Below are 15,538 nucleotides of genomic sequence, written 5' to 3'. Positions count from 1 at the left end.
GTGCTGCCGGAGAACGACATCCCGCACCTGCTCATCGAAGACGTCTTGGGCGGAGACGGCTTCGCCGGAGACGACGCTCGTACGGGAGACACCGGCGCCACGGCGCCCCGCGCGCAGGCCGTACCCCCGCACCCCTGCCCGCGAACGCCGCCTACGTCATGTACACCTCCGGCTCCACCGGCACCCCCAAGGGGTGTACGGCATCCAGGCCCGTGGCTTCGACGGATCGCCCACGCCGTCGCCGCCGAACTGCAGAGCCGGGGCCACGAGGAGCCGGCGATCACGCTCCTCCACGCCGCCCCGGCCGGCTGGTTCACCGAACGCGGTGAGGTGGTCAGCCGTGCCGAGGCGCGTGATGCGCTCGCGGGCTATCTGCCCGGCGATGAGAACGACTCCGGCCGCACGGCCCTCGTGGAGAGCGGCGCCACCCTCGCGACGGAACACGTCCGCCTGATCGGGCACTTCACGCAGCCGGTCTATCGAGGCACTGCCCTGTTCTTCAACGCGACCGACAGCCCTGAGGCCGAGGCCGCGTTCTGGGCTCCGTACGTCGACGGCGACGTGCGCGCGTACGACATCCACGTCACCCACATAGGCCTGACCTCGCCGGAACCCGCGGCCGAGATCTGCGCCGTCATCGACCGATTCCTCGAAGCATAGGAGCCCACTGTGAGCACGAACCCGTTCGACGACGAGTCCGGCGTCTTCCTCGTCCTCATCAACGACGAGGAACAGTATTCGCTGTGGCCGTCGTTCGTGGACGTACCTGCCGGCTGGCGCAGCGTCCTCGGCCCGGAGGCGCGTCAGAACTGCATGGACTACATCGAGCGGAACTGGACCGACATGCGGCCCAAGAGCCTTGTTGAGGCAATGGGCGAGTAGGCGGTTCCGTTCGGTCCAGGCGGTTCCCCGAACGGCCAAGTCCCCGGCGGGACACTCCAGTTGAGCTGTCCCGCCGACGGGACGACTCCTCGGACCTCGCGACGGTACAGGAGCTTCAGTCCCGGGTCACGCGTGCTGGGACACCGTGAACGGATAGCCGTCGAGGGCCGCGCGGATGGACTCAAGGGCGGAGTCGGCGTACGCCTGGGGGACCCGGGGGGAGACGGCCAGGCCGGTCGGCACCGGGCCGGGCGGCCGGGGGAGGCCGGGATGGACGGCGCTGGGCAGCCCCCACATCTCGTCGGCGTTGGCCACGAGACAGGCGATGCCGAGCCCGGCGTGGATGGCGGCGCGCAGGCCGATGAGTTCGGCGCCCTCGTACGCGCTCGTCCACGGCACTCCGGCACCGTCCACGGCGGTCAGGGTCAGGCCGCGCAGCGTGCTCGGCTCGGTGAACAGCGCCAGGGGCAGCGGGGCTCCGTGCCGCGCCGCCGGGCGGCCGAACCAGGCCAGCTCGATGGGGCCGATCTCCTCGACGCGGTAGGCCGGGTCGTCGCTCGGATCGATGAGCAGGGCCAGGTCCAGGCTGCCGGCGGCGATCTGCTCGGTGAGTACCTCGCTGGGCCCGGTCCGCAGGGTGACACGGGACTCGGGGGCCGCGCGCTTGAGGCCGCCGAGTATGGCCGACAGGGCCTCGCTGAACTGGTCGGATATGCCGACGTTGACGCGCATGCCGCCGCGGGGAGGAGTGAACCGCGCGACCGCCTCGTCGTTGAGCGACAGCATCTTGCGCGCGTAGGCGAGCAATTCCTGTCCGGCGGGGCTGAGCCGCAGGTTCCGGCCCGTGGCGGCGAAGACGGGCTCTTTCAAGAAGGCGTCCAGGCGGCGCATCTGCTGGCTCACGGCCGGCTGGGTCAGATGCAGCGCCTTGGCCGCCCGGCCGAAGCCTCCCTGGTCGACAATGGCCGCCAGCGTCCGCAACGTACCGATCTGCAGGTCGTGGGTCACCCGTCCCCCCCGCTTCCGCCCGGGCGCGCTTCCCGTGGGCGCCGTGGGACATCAACTGATGAACGATGACGTGCCCACTCCATCGCACATGAGTCGACGGTCATCGGTGTCCGGACCTTAAGCAGGGGCTCTCAGGAGTGTCAACTGACGTAGGATGCGGCAAAGTTCGGGCTCTACAGGAGTATGAGAGTTCAGGCTCGACAGGCGTACGAAGGTGTGCGGGTCCAAGAGGATGGAGGCGTGTTCGTGACCGGTGCAGGCGGCGACGCGGCAGGCACGCTGGCGGCCAAGCTGAACCACCTCTTCGAATCGGTGGCGCCGGCGGGCCGCGGCCCCTACAGCTCCGAAGAGGTCGCCCGCGCCATCACGGCCGAGGGCATCCCGATCTCGGGCAGCTACATCTGGCTGCTGCGCAGAGGGCAGCGTGACAATCCGACGCTGCGTCATATCGAGGGCATGGCAAAGTTCTTCGGAGTGCCGCCCGCGTACTTCTTCGACGACGAGGTGTCCCGGAAGGTCGACGCCGACCTCACGCTGCTCGCGGCCCTGCGGGACGCCCAGGTGCAGCAGGTCGCGCTGCGTACGGTGGGTCTCTCGCCGCAGACACTCAGCTCGATCAACGAAGTGATCGAGCGGGTAAGGGAGTTGGAAGGCCTGCCGCGCGACCCGGACGACGGGCAGGCCGCGGCGGCGGAGTCCCGGGCGCCACGGGACACATAGCGGCTGCGTGAGGACTGGTGACCGCGGACCGTCGGCGGTCCTCAACCGAATCGGGGGGAAGGGCAGTTGAGTTCACGAGCGCTGAACCGCCGGTGTCGCGCTCTCGTCCGCGGCCTGGGCATCACCGCGCCGCTGACGATGCAGGACCTGTGCGACCGCGTGGCACACCACACGGGCCGGCCCATCCGCCTCGAGCCGGTCTCCCTGCCACCCCAGGGACCGTACGGCCTGTGGATCGAGGTCGGCGGCACCGACTACGTCTTCTACGAGCAGGAGACCAGCCGACTGCACCAGGAGCACATCATCGCCCACGAGTTGGGCCATGTGCTGTGCGACCACCGCTCCGGCGGCGTGCTGGGCGAGGAGGCGTCCGGCCTCCTCCTGCCCACCCTCGACCCCCAGATGGTGCAGCGCGTGCTCCAGCGTTCGCACTGCGGCAGCGCGGAGGAACAGGAGGCCGAGGTGATCGCCTCCCTCATCCTCCAGGAAGTACACCGCAGGACACTGGAACCCACCTGGACCGTGCCCTCCGGGTCCGCCGACGTCATCGAGCGCCTCGACCGCTCGCTGCGGCACACCCCCGACGAGCCGCGGTGAACGCGTACACCCTCCACTCGGTGTGCGCCGTCACCGCCTGGCTGGCGTTCGCCTACAAGCTCACCGCCCTGCGCAAGGCGCCCCGCGACTACGCGCTGGCCGCCCTGTGCGGCGCGCTGCTGTTCTCGGCCATCGCCTACACCATCGCCCACCCCCGCCTCTACGCCCCCGTCGACCGGCTCCTCGGCTTCCCCAACGGCGCGGCCCTGGTGTCGATGACGTGCATCGTGCTCGTCCTGGCCTGCCAGCAGTTCGTCCTGACCTTCTGGGCACACCCGCCCGCCGTCGCCCGCCGCAAGGCACGGCCCCGCGTCCTCGCCGCCCTCTTCGTCCTGGCCGCCCTCTACACCCTCTACGTGATGACCGGGCCGTCCGAGCAGCGCCCGAAGGACTTCGCGCTGCACTACGCGACCGACCCGCCCTTCGCCGTCTTCCTCTCCATCTACCTCCTGTACTTCATCGGCGGCGAAGCCGCGATCGCGCGCCAGAGCCACGCCTACGCCAAGGTCTCCCACCGCCTGTGGCTGCGCCGCGGCCTCGGCCTCGTCGCCATCGGCGCCTGGCTGACCCTCGCCATCAGCCTGAGCCGCGCCTTGAGCGTCCCCCTGGAAGCCCTGTCGGTGGACCTGAACCCGATGGAGCCCATCACCCGGGTGCTCGGAGACGTCGGCACGCTGATCACCTACGTCGGCTGGACCCTGCCGGGCTGGGGCCCGGCCCTGGCAGCCCCCGGCCGCCGACTGCGCGCCCGCCGCCAGTACCAACGGCTGCGCCCGCTGCGCAACGCGCTGCACGAGTTCGCACCCACCATCGAACTACCCGCCTACGCGGACGGCTTCTGGCACCGACTGCGCCCCTCCTACCTGGAGTTCAAGGTCTACCGCCTGGTCATCGAGATCCGAGACTGCCAACTCGCGCTGCGCCCGTATGCCGATCCGCACGCCGTCCGCGTCGCCAGAGAGCTGGGCCGCGCGGCCGGCCTTGCTCCTCGCGAGGTCCTGGCGGTGGAGGAGGCGACACAGCTCGCCTCGATGGTCCGCTCCCGTCGGCGGAACACGGCGCCCGCCGCCCACTGCGGGCCGCGCACCGCGGCGGGGCCTCAGGGTTCGGGCCTGGCCGACGAGATCGACTGGCTGGTGCGGGTGGCGGAGGTGATGGAGCGCAGCCCGTACGTCGCCGAGGCTTTGGCCGGGAGCCGGGCGGAGACGGTGGGGGAGGGGCCGGGGCGCCGCTCGGGCATCGCTGACGTTGCGTGACGTGAACCCATGCGGACCGGGCCCCTGTCGGCGTGGGGGGCGGCGCGACGTTCACCAGTTGACTCCGGCCGCCACCGGCCGGTGGTCGCTGCCGGTGGCCGGCAGCACCCACGAGCTCCTCGGCTCCACACCGCGGACCAGGATCTGGTCGATCCGCACCATCGGGAACTTCGCCGGCCAGCTGAAGCCGAAGCCGTCCCCGGCCGCGTCCTGGGCCGAGCGCAGCTGTGAGGTGAGGCCGCCGAGCGCGCGGTCGTCCGTGGTGCCGTTCAGGTCGCCGAGCAGTACCACCCGCTCGTTGCGCTCGGCGGCGACGGCCTTGCTGAGCGCCTGCGCGTTCCTGTCGCGCGTGTCCGTCTCATAGCCCGTCCTGGGGTTCACCCGTACGGAGCCGAGGTGAGCCACGTACACGGCGAGGGGTCCGTGGTCCGTGGCCACCGTGGCGCGCAGGGCCCGGTTGTCGGCCGACTTGATCTCGGCCGGCTTGGCGTCGCCCAGCGGCCCGACGTCCTGCTCGGTGTCGACCGGCCGGGTGTCCGACAGCGGTCGCTTGCTCCACAGCCCGACCGTGCCCTGCACGGTGTGGTGCGGGTAGGCCTTCGCCAGCTCCTTCTCGTACGTGCCCCGGGCCTGCGGGGTCATCTCCTCCAGCGCCAGCACGTCCGCACCGGAGGCGGCCAGGTCGCGCGCGGTGCCGGCCGGGTCGGGGTTCTCGGCGCCGACGTTGTGGCTGACCACCGTGAGGTCGCTGTCCGGGTGGGACTTGTCGAGGAGCAGCCCGCCGAAGAGGTTCAGCCACACCACGGCCGGCAGCAGCAACGCGGTCACCGCGACGGCGGAGCGGCGCCACAGCGCCCCGGCCAGCAGCACCGGGACTGCCAGGCCGAACCACGGCAGGAAGGTCTCCACCAGGCTGCCGAGGCCCCCGGTCCCGTTCGGGATCTTCGCGTGCAGCAGCATGAACAGGCCCAGAAGCAGCGCGAGCGCGGCGAGGACCGGGCCGCGCTTCCACGGCTTTGGCCGGGAGGCGATGTGGATGGCTCGGCGGAAGCCCGTGCGCCAGTTCCCGGCGGCGGAATCCGGTCGGCCTGCGCCGTCCTGTGCGGTCTGCTGTGCCGTGTCCGCCAGCTCTGTTGTGTCCACCTGCTCCGTGGTGTCGGCCCGCTCCGCTGTCTCCACCTGCTCCGCCGTGCCCACCTGCGTCATCGTCTGTGCCGGCTCGCTGCCGGTCACTGCTGCATCCTCGGGTCCTCGGTGGGGTCGGCATACATGCGCGGGCAATCACGGTCGATCGCCTCGGTGCGCAGTTCGTAGTGCCAGGGTTCGTTCCGGTAGATCTGGCACAGCCCGTACTCGGCGCCGTGCTCGGACAGCCACTCCGTCGCATCGGTGCGCCCGATGTCGACCGCGTCGCCCGAGACATGGGGAGACGTCGAGGCGGTGGCCACCCATCGGGCGGCCTCGTCCTCGGACCCGTACTTGGAGACCGCCTCGCGAAGAAGCCGATCCTGGTACTCCGGGGAGCGCCGGCCGCTGTTGACGTAGAACTCGACCCCGTCGTCCGCGGCAGCCGTCGCAGCCTGGCGGAGGGCCTTGAGTAAACCTGGATCGAGTTTCGTCACGCCCGGAATCGCGTCGTTGAAGACCGTCACACCGTCGGGGACGACACTGTCGTCCTCGCCGAGCGCACCACGGCGGTCACCCTGACCTGAGTGCGAGGGCGGTCCGGCCGAGGAGGGTGGTCCGGATGCGGAGGACGAGGCCTTCTGCGACTGGTGGGTGAGGGCCACGATGATCACTGCGATGACGGCTGTCAGGCCGACGAAAAGGAGCCAGCGCGCCCGGTGGGTCGTTGTCCGTGCTGATGACGACGGGGTTCGAGTCATACGGCCAGTCAAGGCAGCGCCGTGTTGCCGGCACGTATGCGGTTTTCGATACGCCGACGATAGGTTCCGACTCGTAGCCTCAATGACATGCGCGTACTGATCGTCGAGGACGAGCCCTATCTGGCAGAAGCCATCCGCGACGGCCTGCGCCTGGCAGCGATCGCGGCCGACATCGCCGGTGACGGCGACACCGCGCTGGAGCTGCTGAGCGTCAACACCTACGACATCGCAGTCCTCGACCGTGACATCCCCGGCCCCTCCGGCGACGAGATCGCCCGACGCGTCGTCGCCTCCGGCAGCGGCATGCCGATCCTCATGCTCACCGCGGCCGACCGGCTCGACGACAAGGCCTCCGGGTTCGAACTCGGCGCCGACGACTACCTCACGAAACCGTTCGAGCTGCAAGAGCTCGTACTCAGACTCAGAGCGCTCGACCGCAGGCGCGCGCACAACAGGCCGCCCGTGCGTGAGATCGTGGGGCTGCGGCTGGATCCGTTCCGTCGCGAGGTCTATCGCGACGACCGCTACGTCGCGCTGACCAGGAAGCAGTTCGCCGTACTCGAAGTCCTCGTCGCCGCCGAAGGCGGTGTCGTCAGCGCCGAGGAACTCCTTGAGCGGGCGTGGGACGAGAACGCCGACCCGTTCACCAACGCCGTACGGATCACCGTCTCGGCCCTGCGCAAACGGCTCGGCGAACCCTGGCTCATCGCCACCGTGCCGGGCGTCGGCTACCGCATCGATGCGACGCCCGGCACCGGGCGCGGGAGTGGTGACCGTGGATAGGAGGTCCGGCCTGAGCGTCCGCCTCAAGCTCACCCTCAGCTATGCCGGATTCCTCATGCTCGCGGGGGTCCTGCTGCTCGGCGCCGCGGGGCTTTTCCTGCTGCGCCAGGGATGGTTGCGGACCAATGAAGAGGGGGCGTGGAGACAGAGCCCGGGCACCGAGCTCGTGCGCGGTTTCGCGCCGACGGCAGCTGCGGTCATGGCGTTCCTCCTGGTCTTCGGCCTCCTGGGAGGATGGCTCCTCGCCGGCCGCATGCTCGCGCCCATGGACCGCATCACACACGCCACCCGGGCGGCCGCGGCCGGATCACTGTCCCACCGGATCCGGCTGCCGGGACGCAAGGACGAGTTCCGCGAACTCGCCGACGCCTTCGACATGATGCTCACGCAGCTCGAAGCGCACATCGCGGAACAGCAGAGATTCGCCGCCAATGCCTCCCACGAGTTGCGTACCCCGCTGGCGATCTCGAAGACACTCATCGACGTCGCCCGCGCCGATCCGAACCACGACACCGGCGAACTCGTCGACCGCCTCCACACCATCAACACCCGGGCCATCGACCTCACCGAGGCACTGCTCCTGCTCAGCCGCGCCAACCAGCGGGCCTTCACCCGAGAACACGTCGACCTGTCCCTCGTCGCGGAGGAAGCGGCCGAAACGCTCCACCCGCTCGCGGAAAAGCACGGCGTCACCCTCGAGACCAGCGGCGACATCGCCCCCACGACCGGTTCGCCCGCACTCCTGCTGCAACTGACCACGAACCTCGTACACAACGCGATCGTCCACAACCTGCCCGAACGGGGCACCGTGCGGGTGAACACCAGCGTCCGCCCCGACACCGTGGTACTCACCGTCGAAAACACCGGCGAGCAGCTCACCCCACACCTGGTCTCGACCCTCACCGAACCCTTCCAGCGCGGCACCGAGCGCCTCCACACCGACCACGCGGGCGTCGGCCTCGGCCTGGCCATCGTCAAAACCATCACCCAGGCACATGACGGAACACTCACCCTCACCCCGCGCCCTGCCGGCGGCATCCGCATCACCGTGGAACTACCCGCGACATCCTCGCCGTCGGATGCCGGTAGCGGGCCCTTGTAGCCCCCCGCCCGCGACGGGTGACGGTGAGCCGCAGCTACCGGGCGCGAGCCTGTGACCTTGCCGATCACCAGGGGCAACTTGCAACGCCTGGGCGGCGACGCGTCGTTCGCCGCGCTGTGCAGGGGCATCCCGCGGGTGCTTCCTCAGCGTGCGGGGTCGGTGGTCTCAACCGGGATGGTCCAGGCCGGCCCACATTTCGCAGGTTCTCGCACAGGCACTCACTCCCAGACCACAGGCCGAGAAGGGTTCAGTGACTTGTAGGCGGCTTGTAGGAGCTTCTGGCCGCGGGGGTCGGTGAGGCCGAGGTGGGTCATCTGGTTCATCACGTAGGCGATGGTCATGCGCGCGTCGAGGTCGTTGACGACCAGTGATCCTCCCCTTCCGCCCCAGTAGCAGGTGCGGAAGTTGGCTGTGCTGACCGGCGCGTCGTCTGAGCTGAGGGCGTAGCCGATGCCAAAGCGTAAGGGGATACCGAGCACAAGATCGATGCCGTGGGACTGCTCATCGAACACTGCGCGGCGAGTGGCTTCGGAGAGCATGGGCGATGGGTGGGTATGGCCGCCGGAGGTGAGTACCGACTGGACAGCGGCCACAGAGCGTGCGTTTCCGTAGCCCGCCGCGGCCGGGATCCCGGCGCGGCGCCACTGAGTGCTCCAGGTGTCCTGGGCCGTCACGTATGCGCCGACGGGGATGGCTGTCCGTGGGTTGGCCGCAGGCGAGGGCCCAGGCGCGGGGATGACCTCGGAGACACGGTGATCGTCTTCAGATGCGAGACCGATGTGGAAATCGGCGTCCAACGGGGCAGCGAGCTGCTCGGCGAAGAACGTGCCGATTGACTGCTGACAGATACGGCGAACAACCTCGCCGAGCAGAAATCCATGGGTGAAGCGGTGGTAGCCGGATGCTGTGCCAGGTTCCCAACGGGGCGACTGGCGTGCCAGCAAGGCAGTGGATTTCTCCCAGTCGCACAGGTCGTCGAGTGTCATCGGCTGGTCCCAGTCGGGGAGCCCGGCAGTGTGACTGAGCAGGTGCCGGATCTCGATGCGGTTCTTTCCCGCGACGCCGAACTCGGGCCAGTATTTCGTGACCGGTGCGCACAGGTCGAGTTCGTTGCGGTCGGCGAGAACGAGAGCGCACAGTGCGGTCATCGTCTTCGTGGTGGACCACACGTTGGTGAGGGTGTCGCGCTGCCATGGGTGGGTACGTTCCCGGTCGGCGTACCCACCCCAGAGATCGACGACAGGTTCGCCGTCGAGGTAGATCGCGACAGAGGCGCCGACGTCCGATCCGCTGTGCAGAGAGTCCGTGAGGGTCTCCCGCACTGCGCTGAACTGGTCGCTTCCTGGCCGCACGGCAGCGCGCATCCAGCCCGCGGACGGCGCGTGCGGGCAAGGGTTACTTGGCGTCGTCGGGCTCGGGCTGTTCCTCGGGCGCGGCTGCCTGGGCGGGAGCGTCGGGGGCGGTGTAGAAGACCGACGAGCCCTGCTTGGTGCGCTGGGCCCGGTTCTTGGCCACCAGGCCCTCGAGTGTGGTGCGTACGACGGTGGTCTTGATGCCGCGGTCGGGGTGCGCCTGGCCGAGGTCGGTGCTGATTTCCGCCGCGGAGCGCGGTTCGTTCTGCGCGGTGAGGTGGCGGGAGATGAGCTCGACCAACGTGGGTTCGGCGGTCTTTGCGGCCGTGGCCTTGCGGGCCTGCTTCGTGCCCGCCGCACGGGGCTGCGGTGCGCCGGCCTTCTTGGCGGTCGGCTGCTTGCTCTTGCCGGCGGCGGCTGAGGCCTTGCCCCGGGGAGCGGGCACCACGGCGGCCTTCTCCGGTACTTCGGCGGGCGGGGTCGTGGCCCCCAGGGCCTGGCGGATGTTCATCAGCACGGTGTGGTCGTGGTGCAGGGCGGCCAGTTGCTCCTGCAGGGTGTCGACCTCCGCGCGGATACGTTCCTGCTCTTTAGTGTTGCGTTCCAGGTCGCTGTTGACCTGGCTGGCGTACTGCGATGCCAGTGCCGTGGCTGCGCTGGTGCTCTCGGTCATGGGTGTCGGCCCCTTCTCTGACTTCTCCGGCCGTGGCAGCGGTCGGCGGACGGCGCCACGGCGATGCCCACACGCCCTTCGGGCAGGTGGTCCGTGTGGCGGTGACACTAGCTCCTGTTCAGGGCTTTGTCGTACCGATCACCCGGATGAGGTGGTCGCCGTTGCGCACTGAGCAACGGCCCGCGCGCGTCTGGAAGTTCACCAACCGGTGTGTGTGGGGGCGGGACCGCCGCGGTCCTCAATTGAACTCGGGGCTGCTGGGACGGCTCTGTCGAAGGGACGGTTGCAGGTGCGTGTGTGCCGGAAGCGGGGGGGAGCGGGCGGCCCAGGCGGACCGGGACTCCGGGGGAGTAGAGGACGCTGACGGGAGGACCGGTCGGCGGCGTCAGTCCCGCCGCGGCGAGCAGGTTCTCGTCGTACGCCATGAGATCGGCGCGGTGCAGTGGCCAGCGTGGGTGGTCGTTGGGCAGGTAGGCCGACCCGGTGGGGAAGCTGTTGTGCATGCCCCAGCGGGCAGTGAGGAAGTGCTCCAACTCGGTGGGCTCGTCGATGCGTTCACCGGGCCTCAGTGCGATGCGGCTGTGGGCGCCGCGCGGTCCGGGCCAGCGCCGGCGGCTGGTGTACGCGACGGTGTCACCCACCGTACGCACGTTCATCCGGGACCAGACGTACGGCAGCCGGAAGGCCATGCGCCCCAGCACGACCGGGAGCAGACGAGAGGCGTCCATCGACCGGAAGACGACTCCGCGGCGCCCGTGCGCGTCGACCGAGTACAAACGCACGTTGGTCTCGGGGAACGACCCGAAATAGGGTATTCCGGGCAGTCGGAACCAGCCGACCTTGTGCATCCGGAAGGCCACGAGCCCCACGGAGGTGACTCCGTCATGCGTGTCGGGAACGGTGCCGCGCGGCAGTAGCCCCGCCACGGCCTCCGGTTCCACCGGCCAGTGGATGAAGGCGAGGTCCAGCCACCGCTGGGTGAGGAGCGGATCGCCGATCGGGGCGGGGGCGTCGGGAGTGATCGGTGAGGGCGCCAGCATGGGGCGATTGTGGCAAGGGGCCCGATGGCGAGGGCGGGCGGGTCGTGACTGGCAGCCTCGTCGGCGCGAGAACGTGCATACGAGCCCTGCCGGCTTGTGGCGGTGGCAGGGCTGATGTCGGTACGAGGCAGTACGTGAGCTGTTGCGCGGTCGTGCGGACCGCGCAACAGCCGGTGCGTCAGTACGCGATCTTGCCGCTCGTGTTGCGGTCGAACTTCAGGTAGAACTTCTTGCCGTTGGCTACGTCGGTCACAGCCGTGTCCCACACGCCCTGCGAGAGCCAGCGCCGGGGGTAGCACTTGTGCGGCTGGCCCGGGCCCCTGTCGAAGCAGGCCTGCACATTCGCGCCGACCCTGGCCTTCACGTTGATGTCGGCGCAGCTGGCGGTGGTCTTGGCCCAGTTCGGATAGGCCGGCCACACCTTGTTCGTGGTGCTGAAATTCTTTGCGCCGCCGAAGCAGGACATCGGGGCGACGTCCGCTGAAGCCGAGGTCGTGATGGCGCCCCCGGTGAGCAGTCCTGCAGTCAGGGTCCCTGTGGCGAGGGCTGTGGCGATCTTCCTGCGAGTGCGCATGCTTCTCCTTCTTCCTGTGATCGTTCGACGCTTCCCGAGTGGAGCGGCACTGTGACCCGTGAATGACGGCTCACCGGGTGGTGCCGCTGCCCCGAACCGTTCTCGCGTCCCAGCGACGGCACGAGCGTGCAGAGGACGCCTATCGCTCCTCTCCTTCAGCTTTGCGCCGATGTGCCGGACGAGAAGGAGTCAACACCGGCGCGCTCACCAGGCCGCCTCCGTGCGATGTCCGTCCGATGAGCGCGTACGCGAGGCGGCTCTCCCGTACGAAACAGCGAGGTCGGCCCCGTCCAGTAGCCCTGCCGAAGCCGCACCGCCGGACTTTCGGCCGGACTTTTCGTCCGGTAAGACACCTGTGATCGCATCCCGGCGGCCGCTAGGTTGAGCCGTCGGCCGGAAAGAGCCCGGAGGCGGACATGGCGATACGGCAGTCGGACTTCGCCCGGCTGTGCGCCCGGCGTCAGTGGCAGCAGCCGGCGGTGTTCATGGCGGTGTACGACGCCACGGCGCGGCGGCTCGGCGAGCCGGGGCAGATCACCGCCCGGCAGCTGCACCGCTGGCGGCAGCCCGATCCGCCGTGCCCGCGCCCCTCCAGCCAGCGGGTGCTCGAGGAGATGTTCGGCCTGCCGCTGGAACAGCTCGGTTTCACACTTCCCGCCCACCGCCACACACCGCCCGACCCCGGCCGGACTCCCCCGCAGGACACCACCCCGGCCCACGACGCCCGGCGGCCCGCGCCCCCGCTGCGTTTCCAGGTGCTCGGCCCCGTCCGCGCGTGGTGCGGTACGGAGGCACTGCCCGAGGGCCGCCCCCAGGAACGCGCCCTGCTGACCGCGCTGTTGCTGCGGGACGGACGCACGGCGACGGCGAGCGAACTCATCGACGCCGTATGGGGCCAGGCGCCTCCCGCCCAGGCACTCCCCGCCCTGCGCACCTACGCCTCCCGATTACGCAAGGCCCTCGGCCGCCGCACACTCGTCTCCGAGGCCGGGGGATACGCGATCGCCCTGCCGGAGGGGGCACTTGACCTGGCCCTGTGCGAGACGTACGAGGCGCAGGCGGCCGAGGCCCGCACCGCACACGACCCACACCGCGCACGGAGCGCCCTGCGCGACGCGCTGGCGCTGTGGAACGGGGAACCCCTGGCCGGTGTCCCCGGCCCCTTCGCCGACGCCCAGCGCTCCCGCCTCGCCGAATGGCGCCTGGCCCTGCTCGAACACCGCCTCGCCCTCGACCTGGAGCTCGGCGGACACCTCGACGCCGTCTCCGAACTGACCTCACTCACCGCCGAACACCCGCTGCGCGAGGGCCTGCGCGCCCTGCTGATGCTGGCGCTCTACCGCGGCGGACGCCAGGGCGAGGCACTGGGCGTGTACGCCGACACCCGCCGCATGCTCGACGAGGAACTCGGCGTCAGCCCCGGCCCGGAACTGACGGCACTGCACCAGCGCGTCCTGCACGCGGACCCCGGCCTCGCCGCACCCACCGGCACGGGCGGCGAGGACGAGCCGCCGCCCCAGCCGGCACACCTGGCCCAACTCCCGGCCGAGCTGGCCGACTTCACCGGCCGGGCCGCCGCCGCGGCACACCTGCGGCAAGATCTGCTGCGCGACCCGGACCGGGTGATGGCCATCGCCTCGGTGCGCGGACTCGGCGGCGTCGGCAAGACCACGCTGGCGGTAAGGGTGGCCCACGACGTCCGCGGCCACTTCCCCGGCGGACAGCTCTACGCCGACCTCCTCGGCCAGAGCGCCCGTCCGGCCAGGCCCCAGGACGTACTGGGCGCCTTCCTGCGCGCCCTAGGAGTCCCCGACTCCGCCCTCCCCGAAGACCACGAGGAACGGTCGGCGCTCTACCGGTCCACCCTGGCCGGACGCCGCGTTCTCGTCCTGCTCGACAACGCACACAGCGAAGCCCAGGTACGCCCGCTGCTGCCCGGTGCCCCGGGCTGCGCCGTGCTGATCACAAGCCGTGCCCGCCTTGTCGCTGTCCCTGGCGCCCAGGTGCTCGACCTCGAGGTCATGACTGAGCAGGAGGCCCTCGTCCTGTTCGCGCGCATCGTCGGTGCCCCGCGTGCCGAGGCCGAGCCGACCGCCTGCCGGGACACCGTCGCCGCCTGCGGACACCTGCCCCTTGCGATCCGTATCGCCGCCGCGCGCCTGGTCGCCCGCCCGGCCTGGGCGGTCTCCACCCTGGCCGGACGGCTCGCCGACGAACGCCGCAGACTCGACCAGCTGCGCCTCGGTGACCTCGCCGTGGACGCCTCCTTCGAGCTGGGCTACGGCCAGTTGGAAGCCACGCAGGCCCGCGCCTTCCGGCGCCTCGCGCTGCCGGACGGCCTCGACATCTCCCTTGCCGCGGCCGCCGCCGTACTGGACGAGAACGAGGACACCAGCGAACTGCTCCTGGAGTCCCTGGTCGACACCAGCCTGCTGGAATCCGCGGCCGCGGGCCGCTACCACTACCACGACCTCCTGCGGCTGTTCGCCCGCGACCGCGCCGTACACGAGGACCCGGGCGGGGACCGGACGGCCGCGCTGTCCCGCCTGCTCGGCTTCTACCTGGCCACGGCCTGCCACGCGTACGAGCTGGAGAACCCGGGGGACCGGCTCGTGGAACACCTGGCACCCACCGAACGCCAGGCCCTGCTGTTCGACGACCGCCAACAGGCCCTGGACTGGGTGTACTCCGAAGGGCCCGCACTGCTTGCCTGCGTACGCCAGTGCGCGGCGGAACCGGCGCTGGCGCCCATGGCGGCCGACGTCCTGCTGGTGACACAGGACTTGATGGAGTCGGGAGCCTACCGGCAGACGTATGCGTCGGCGTCGTCGGCCGTGGCCGAGGAGGCCCGGCGTGGCGGCGATCCGCGCACCGAGGGCCGCGCGAGGGTGGTTCTCGGCCAAGTGCACCACTTGGCGGGCCGCGCGGAGCGGGCACGCGAGGAGGCCGAGCGCGCCCATGCCCTCGGCGCCACAGCCGACGACGCGCTCACGCTCGGCTACGCGCCCAACCTCCTTGGCCTGCTCGCCATCCTGCACGGCCGCCACCAAGCCGCAGCCGGCTGCTTCACCCAGGCCCTGAGCGCCTTCAGGGCCGACGGCAACCGTTACGGCGAGACAGCCATGCTCATGAATCTGGGCCGGGCCCAGCTCGGTCTCGGGCAGACCGAGAGCGCGATCGCCGCCTCCGAGCAGTCGGTGGAACTGTGGCGCGAGCTCGGCGCCACCCTGCGGCTCGCGAACGGCTACTACGCCCTCGGCCTCGCCCTGCACGAGGCGGGCCGCTACGACGAGGCGCTGCAACGGTTCGACCAAGGCCTCGAGATGTTCCAGGAGAGCAGACAGCCGTACTGGATCGGCATGACCCACTTCCGCATGGCCACCGCCCAACTGGCCGCCTCGCGCGCACGTGCCGCCGCCGCGCACGCCGAACGGGCCCTCGTCCTGCTGCGCGACATCGGCGGCGACCAGCGGCTCGCCGGTGTGCTGTCCCTGCTCGCCCGGGCACTTCACCAGCTCGGTCAGCAGGAACGCGCGCACACCTGCCGGCAGGAGGCGCTGTCCCTGCTCGAACGGATCGGCAGCCCCGAGGCCGCACACGTACGCGCTCTGCTCGCGCCCGTCGGCAACTCCTGAGCGCGCTCGGGGTGTTCGCGATTCCGCCTG

Annotated in this window: 14 protein-coding genes and 1 pseudogene; 8 read left to right on the top strand and 7 right to left on the bottom strand. The window is 70.4% G+C overall.

All coding sequences use genetic code 11. From position 1 onward, the window contains the following. The first annotated feature begins 158 nt into the window (after positions 1 to 158). Complete coding sequence (locus IEY91_RS42635; protein ID WP_373287974.1) at positions 159 to 329, top strand: hypothetical protein; 171 nt, start codon at positions 159 to 161, stop codon at positions 327 to 329. A 340-nt stretch (positions 330 to 669) separates the two neighbouring features. Beyond that, positions 670 to 882, top strand: coding sequence for an MbtH family protein (locus IEY91_RS16505; RefSeq protein WP_189174539.1), 213 nt, complete (start codon positions 670 to 672; stop codon positions 880 to 882). A 126-nt stretch (positions 883 to 1,008) separates the two neighbouring features. Here IEY91_RS16505 and IEY91_RS16500 read toward each other — a convergent pair whose 3' ends face one another. Further along, positions 1,009 to 1,890: a LysR family transcriptional regulator gene (locus IEY91_RS16500; RefSeq protein WP_189174538.1), complete on the bottom strand. Its 882-nt coding sequence runs from the start codon at positions 1,888 to 1,890 to the stop codon at positions 1,009 to 1,011. Between the two features lie 246 nt (positions 1,891 to 2,136). On the opposite strand from IEY91_RS16500, the gene IEY91_RS16495 reads away from it, so the two are divergent. The 3 genes from IEY91_RS16495 to IEY91_RS16485 all read left to right on the top strand — a co-directional run bounded on the left by IEY91_RS16495 (position 2,137) and on the right by IEY91_RS16485 (position 4,463). Then, complete coding sequence (locus IEY91_RS16495; protein WP_189174537.1) at positions 2,137 to 2,610, top strand: helix-turn-helix domain-containing protein; 474 nt, start codon at positions 2,137 to 2,139, stop codon at positions 2,608 to 2,610. 66 nt (positions 2,611 to 2,676) lie between these two features. Continuing rightward, positions 2,677 to 3,207, top strand: coding sequence for a hypothetical protein (locus tag IEY91_RS16490; protein ID WP_189174536.1), 531 nt, complete (start codon positions 2,677 to 2,679; stop codon positions 3,205 to 3,207). Next, a complete protein-coding gene (locus IEY91_RS16485) occupies positions 3,204 to 4,463 on the top strand; it encodes an MAB_1171c family putative transporter (protein ID WP_189174535.1) in 1,260 nt (419 codons plus the stop codon). Before IEY91_RS16490 ends, IEY91_RS16485 begins: the two co-directional genes overlap by 4 nt. Positions 4,464 to 4,514: 51 nt before the next feature. On the opposite strand, the gene IEY91_RS16480 is transcribed toward IEY91_RS16485, so the two are convergent. Together IEY91_RS16480 and IEY91_RS16475 are read right to left on the bottom strand one after the other, a co-directional pair. Beyond that, positions 4,515 to 5,669: an endonuclease/exonuclease/phosphatase family protein gene (locus IEY91_RS16480; RefSeq protein WP_189174815.1), complete on the bottom strand. Its 1,155-nt coding sequence runs from the start codon at positions 5,667 to 5,669 to the stop codon at positions 4,515 to 4,517. Between the two features lie 23 nt (positions 5,670 to 5,692). Then, entirely contained in the window at positions 5,693 to 6,349 is a 657-nt protein-coding gene (locus tag IEY91_RS16475) for a M15 family metallopeptidase (RefSeq protein WP_189174534.1), read from the bottom strand. Positions 6,350 to 6,436: 87 nt separating this feature from the next. On the opposite strand from IEY91_RS16475, the gene IEY91_RS16470 reads away from it, so the two are divergent. After that, positions 6,437 to 7,132 (top strand): response regulator transcription factor, encoded by a 696-nt coding sequence (locus IEY91_RS16470; RefSeq protein ID WP_189174533.1) that lies wholly within the window; start codon positions 6,437 to 6,439, stop codon positions 7,130 to 7,132. Then, positions 7,125 to 8,234 carry a sensor histidine kinase gene (locus tag IEY91_RS16465; RefSeq protein WP_189174532.1) on the top strand — a complete coding sequence of 370 codons (1,110 nt, stop codon included), beginning with the start codon at positions 7,125 to 7,127 and terminating at the stop codon, positions 8,232 to 8,234. The genes IEY91_RS16470 and IEY91_RS16465 overlap by 8 nt, the downstream gene beginning before the upstream one ends. Positions 8,235 to 8,452: 218 nt before the next feature. Here IEY91_RS16465 and IEY91_RS16460 read toward each other — a convergent pair whose 3' ends face one another. The 4 genes and pseudogenes from IEY91_RS16460 to IEY91_RS16445 all read right to left on the bottom strand — a co-directional run bounded on the left by IEY91_RS16460 (position 8,453) and on the right by IEY91_RS16445 (position 11,873). Next, a complete protein-coding gene (locus IEY91_RS16460; RefSeq protein WP_189174531.1) occupies positions 8,453 to 9,598 on the bottom strand; it encodes a serine hydrolase domain-containing protein in 1,146 nt (381 codons plus the stop codon). Between the two features lie 31 nt (positions 9,599 to 9,629). Next, positions 9,630 to 10,259 carry a hypothetical protein gene (locus IEY91_RS16455; RefSeq protein WP_189174530.1) on the bottom strand — a complete coding sequence of 210 codons (630 nt, stop codon included), beginning with the start codon at positions 10,257 to 10,259 and terminating at the stop codon, positions 9,630 to 9,632. Positions 10,260 to 10,549: 290 nt separating this feature from the next. After that, positions 10,550 to 11,299 (bottom strand): annotated as a pseudogene (locus IEY91_RS16450) (YqjF family protein); the annotation flags it as partial. A 178-nt stretch (positions 11,300 to 11,477) separates the two neighbouring features. Further along, a complete protein-coding gene (locus IEY91_RS16445) occupies positions 11,478 to 11,873 on the bottom strand; it encodes a hypothetical protein (protein ID WP_164327878.1) in 396 nt (131 codons plus the stop codon). Positions 11,874 to 12,289: 416 nt separating this feature from the next. Here IEY91_RS16445 and IEY91_RS16440 point away from each other — a divergent pair, with 416 nt between their 5' ends. Then, positions 12,290 to 15,508 carry an AfsR/SARP family transcriptional regulator gene (locus IEY91_RS16440; protein WP_229697010.1) on the top strand — a complete coding sequence of 1,073 codons (3,219 nt, stop codon included), beginning with the start codon at positions 12,290 to 12,292 and terminating at the stop codon, positions 15,506 to 15,508. The last annotated feature ends 30 nt before the right edge of the window (positions 15,509 to 15,538 follow it).

The sequence above is a fragment of the Streptomyces lasiicapitis genome, assembly GCF_014646335.1.
GTDB classification, from domain to species: Bacteria; Actinomycetota; Actinomycetes; order Streptomycetales; family Streptomycetaceae; genus Streptomyces; species Streptomyces lasiicapitis.
This window is presented reverse-complemented; position numbering and strand designations above follow the sequence as displayed.

What these genes read in the sequence shown, in the direction of transcription:
- IEY91_RS42635 (WP_373287974.1), top strand. Translation starts at nt 159, where the DNA reads ATGTACACCTCCGGCTCCACCGGCACCCCCAAGGGGTGTACGGCATCC.
- IEY91_RS16480 (WP_189174815.1), bottom strand. Translation starts at nt 5,669, where the DNA reads ATGACGCAGGTGGGCACGGCGGAGCAGGTGGAGACAGCGGAGCGGGCC.
- IEY91_RS16475 (WP_189174534.1), bottom strand. Translation starts at nt 6,349, where the DNA reads ATGACTCGAACCCCGTCGTCATCAGCACGGACAACGACCCACCGGGCG.
- IEY91_RS16470 (WP_189174533.1), top strand. Translation starts at nt 6,437, where the DNA reads ATGCGCGTACTGATCGTCGAGGACGAGCCCTATCTGGCAGAAGCCATC.
- IEY91_RS16460 (WP_189174531.1), bottom strand. Translation starts at nt 9,598, where the DNA reads ATGCGCGCTGCCGTGCGGCCAGGAAGCGACCAGTTCAGCGCAGTGCGG.
- IEY91_RS16455 (WP_189174530.1), bottom strand. Translation starts at nt 10,259, where the DNA reads ATGACCGAGAGCACCAGCGCAGCCACGGCACTGGCATCGCAGTACGCC.
- IEY91_RS16445 (WP_164327878.1), bottom strand. Translation starts at nt 11,873, where the DNA reads ATGCGCACTCGCAGGAAGATCGCCACAGCCCTCGCCACAGGGACCCTG.
- IEY91_RS16440 (WP_229697010.1), top strand. Translation starts at nt 12,290, where the DNA reads ATGGCGATACGGCAGTCGGACTTCGCCCGGCTGTGCGCCCGGCGTCAG.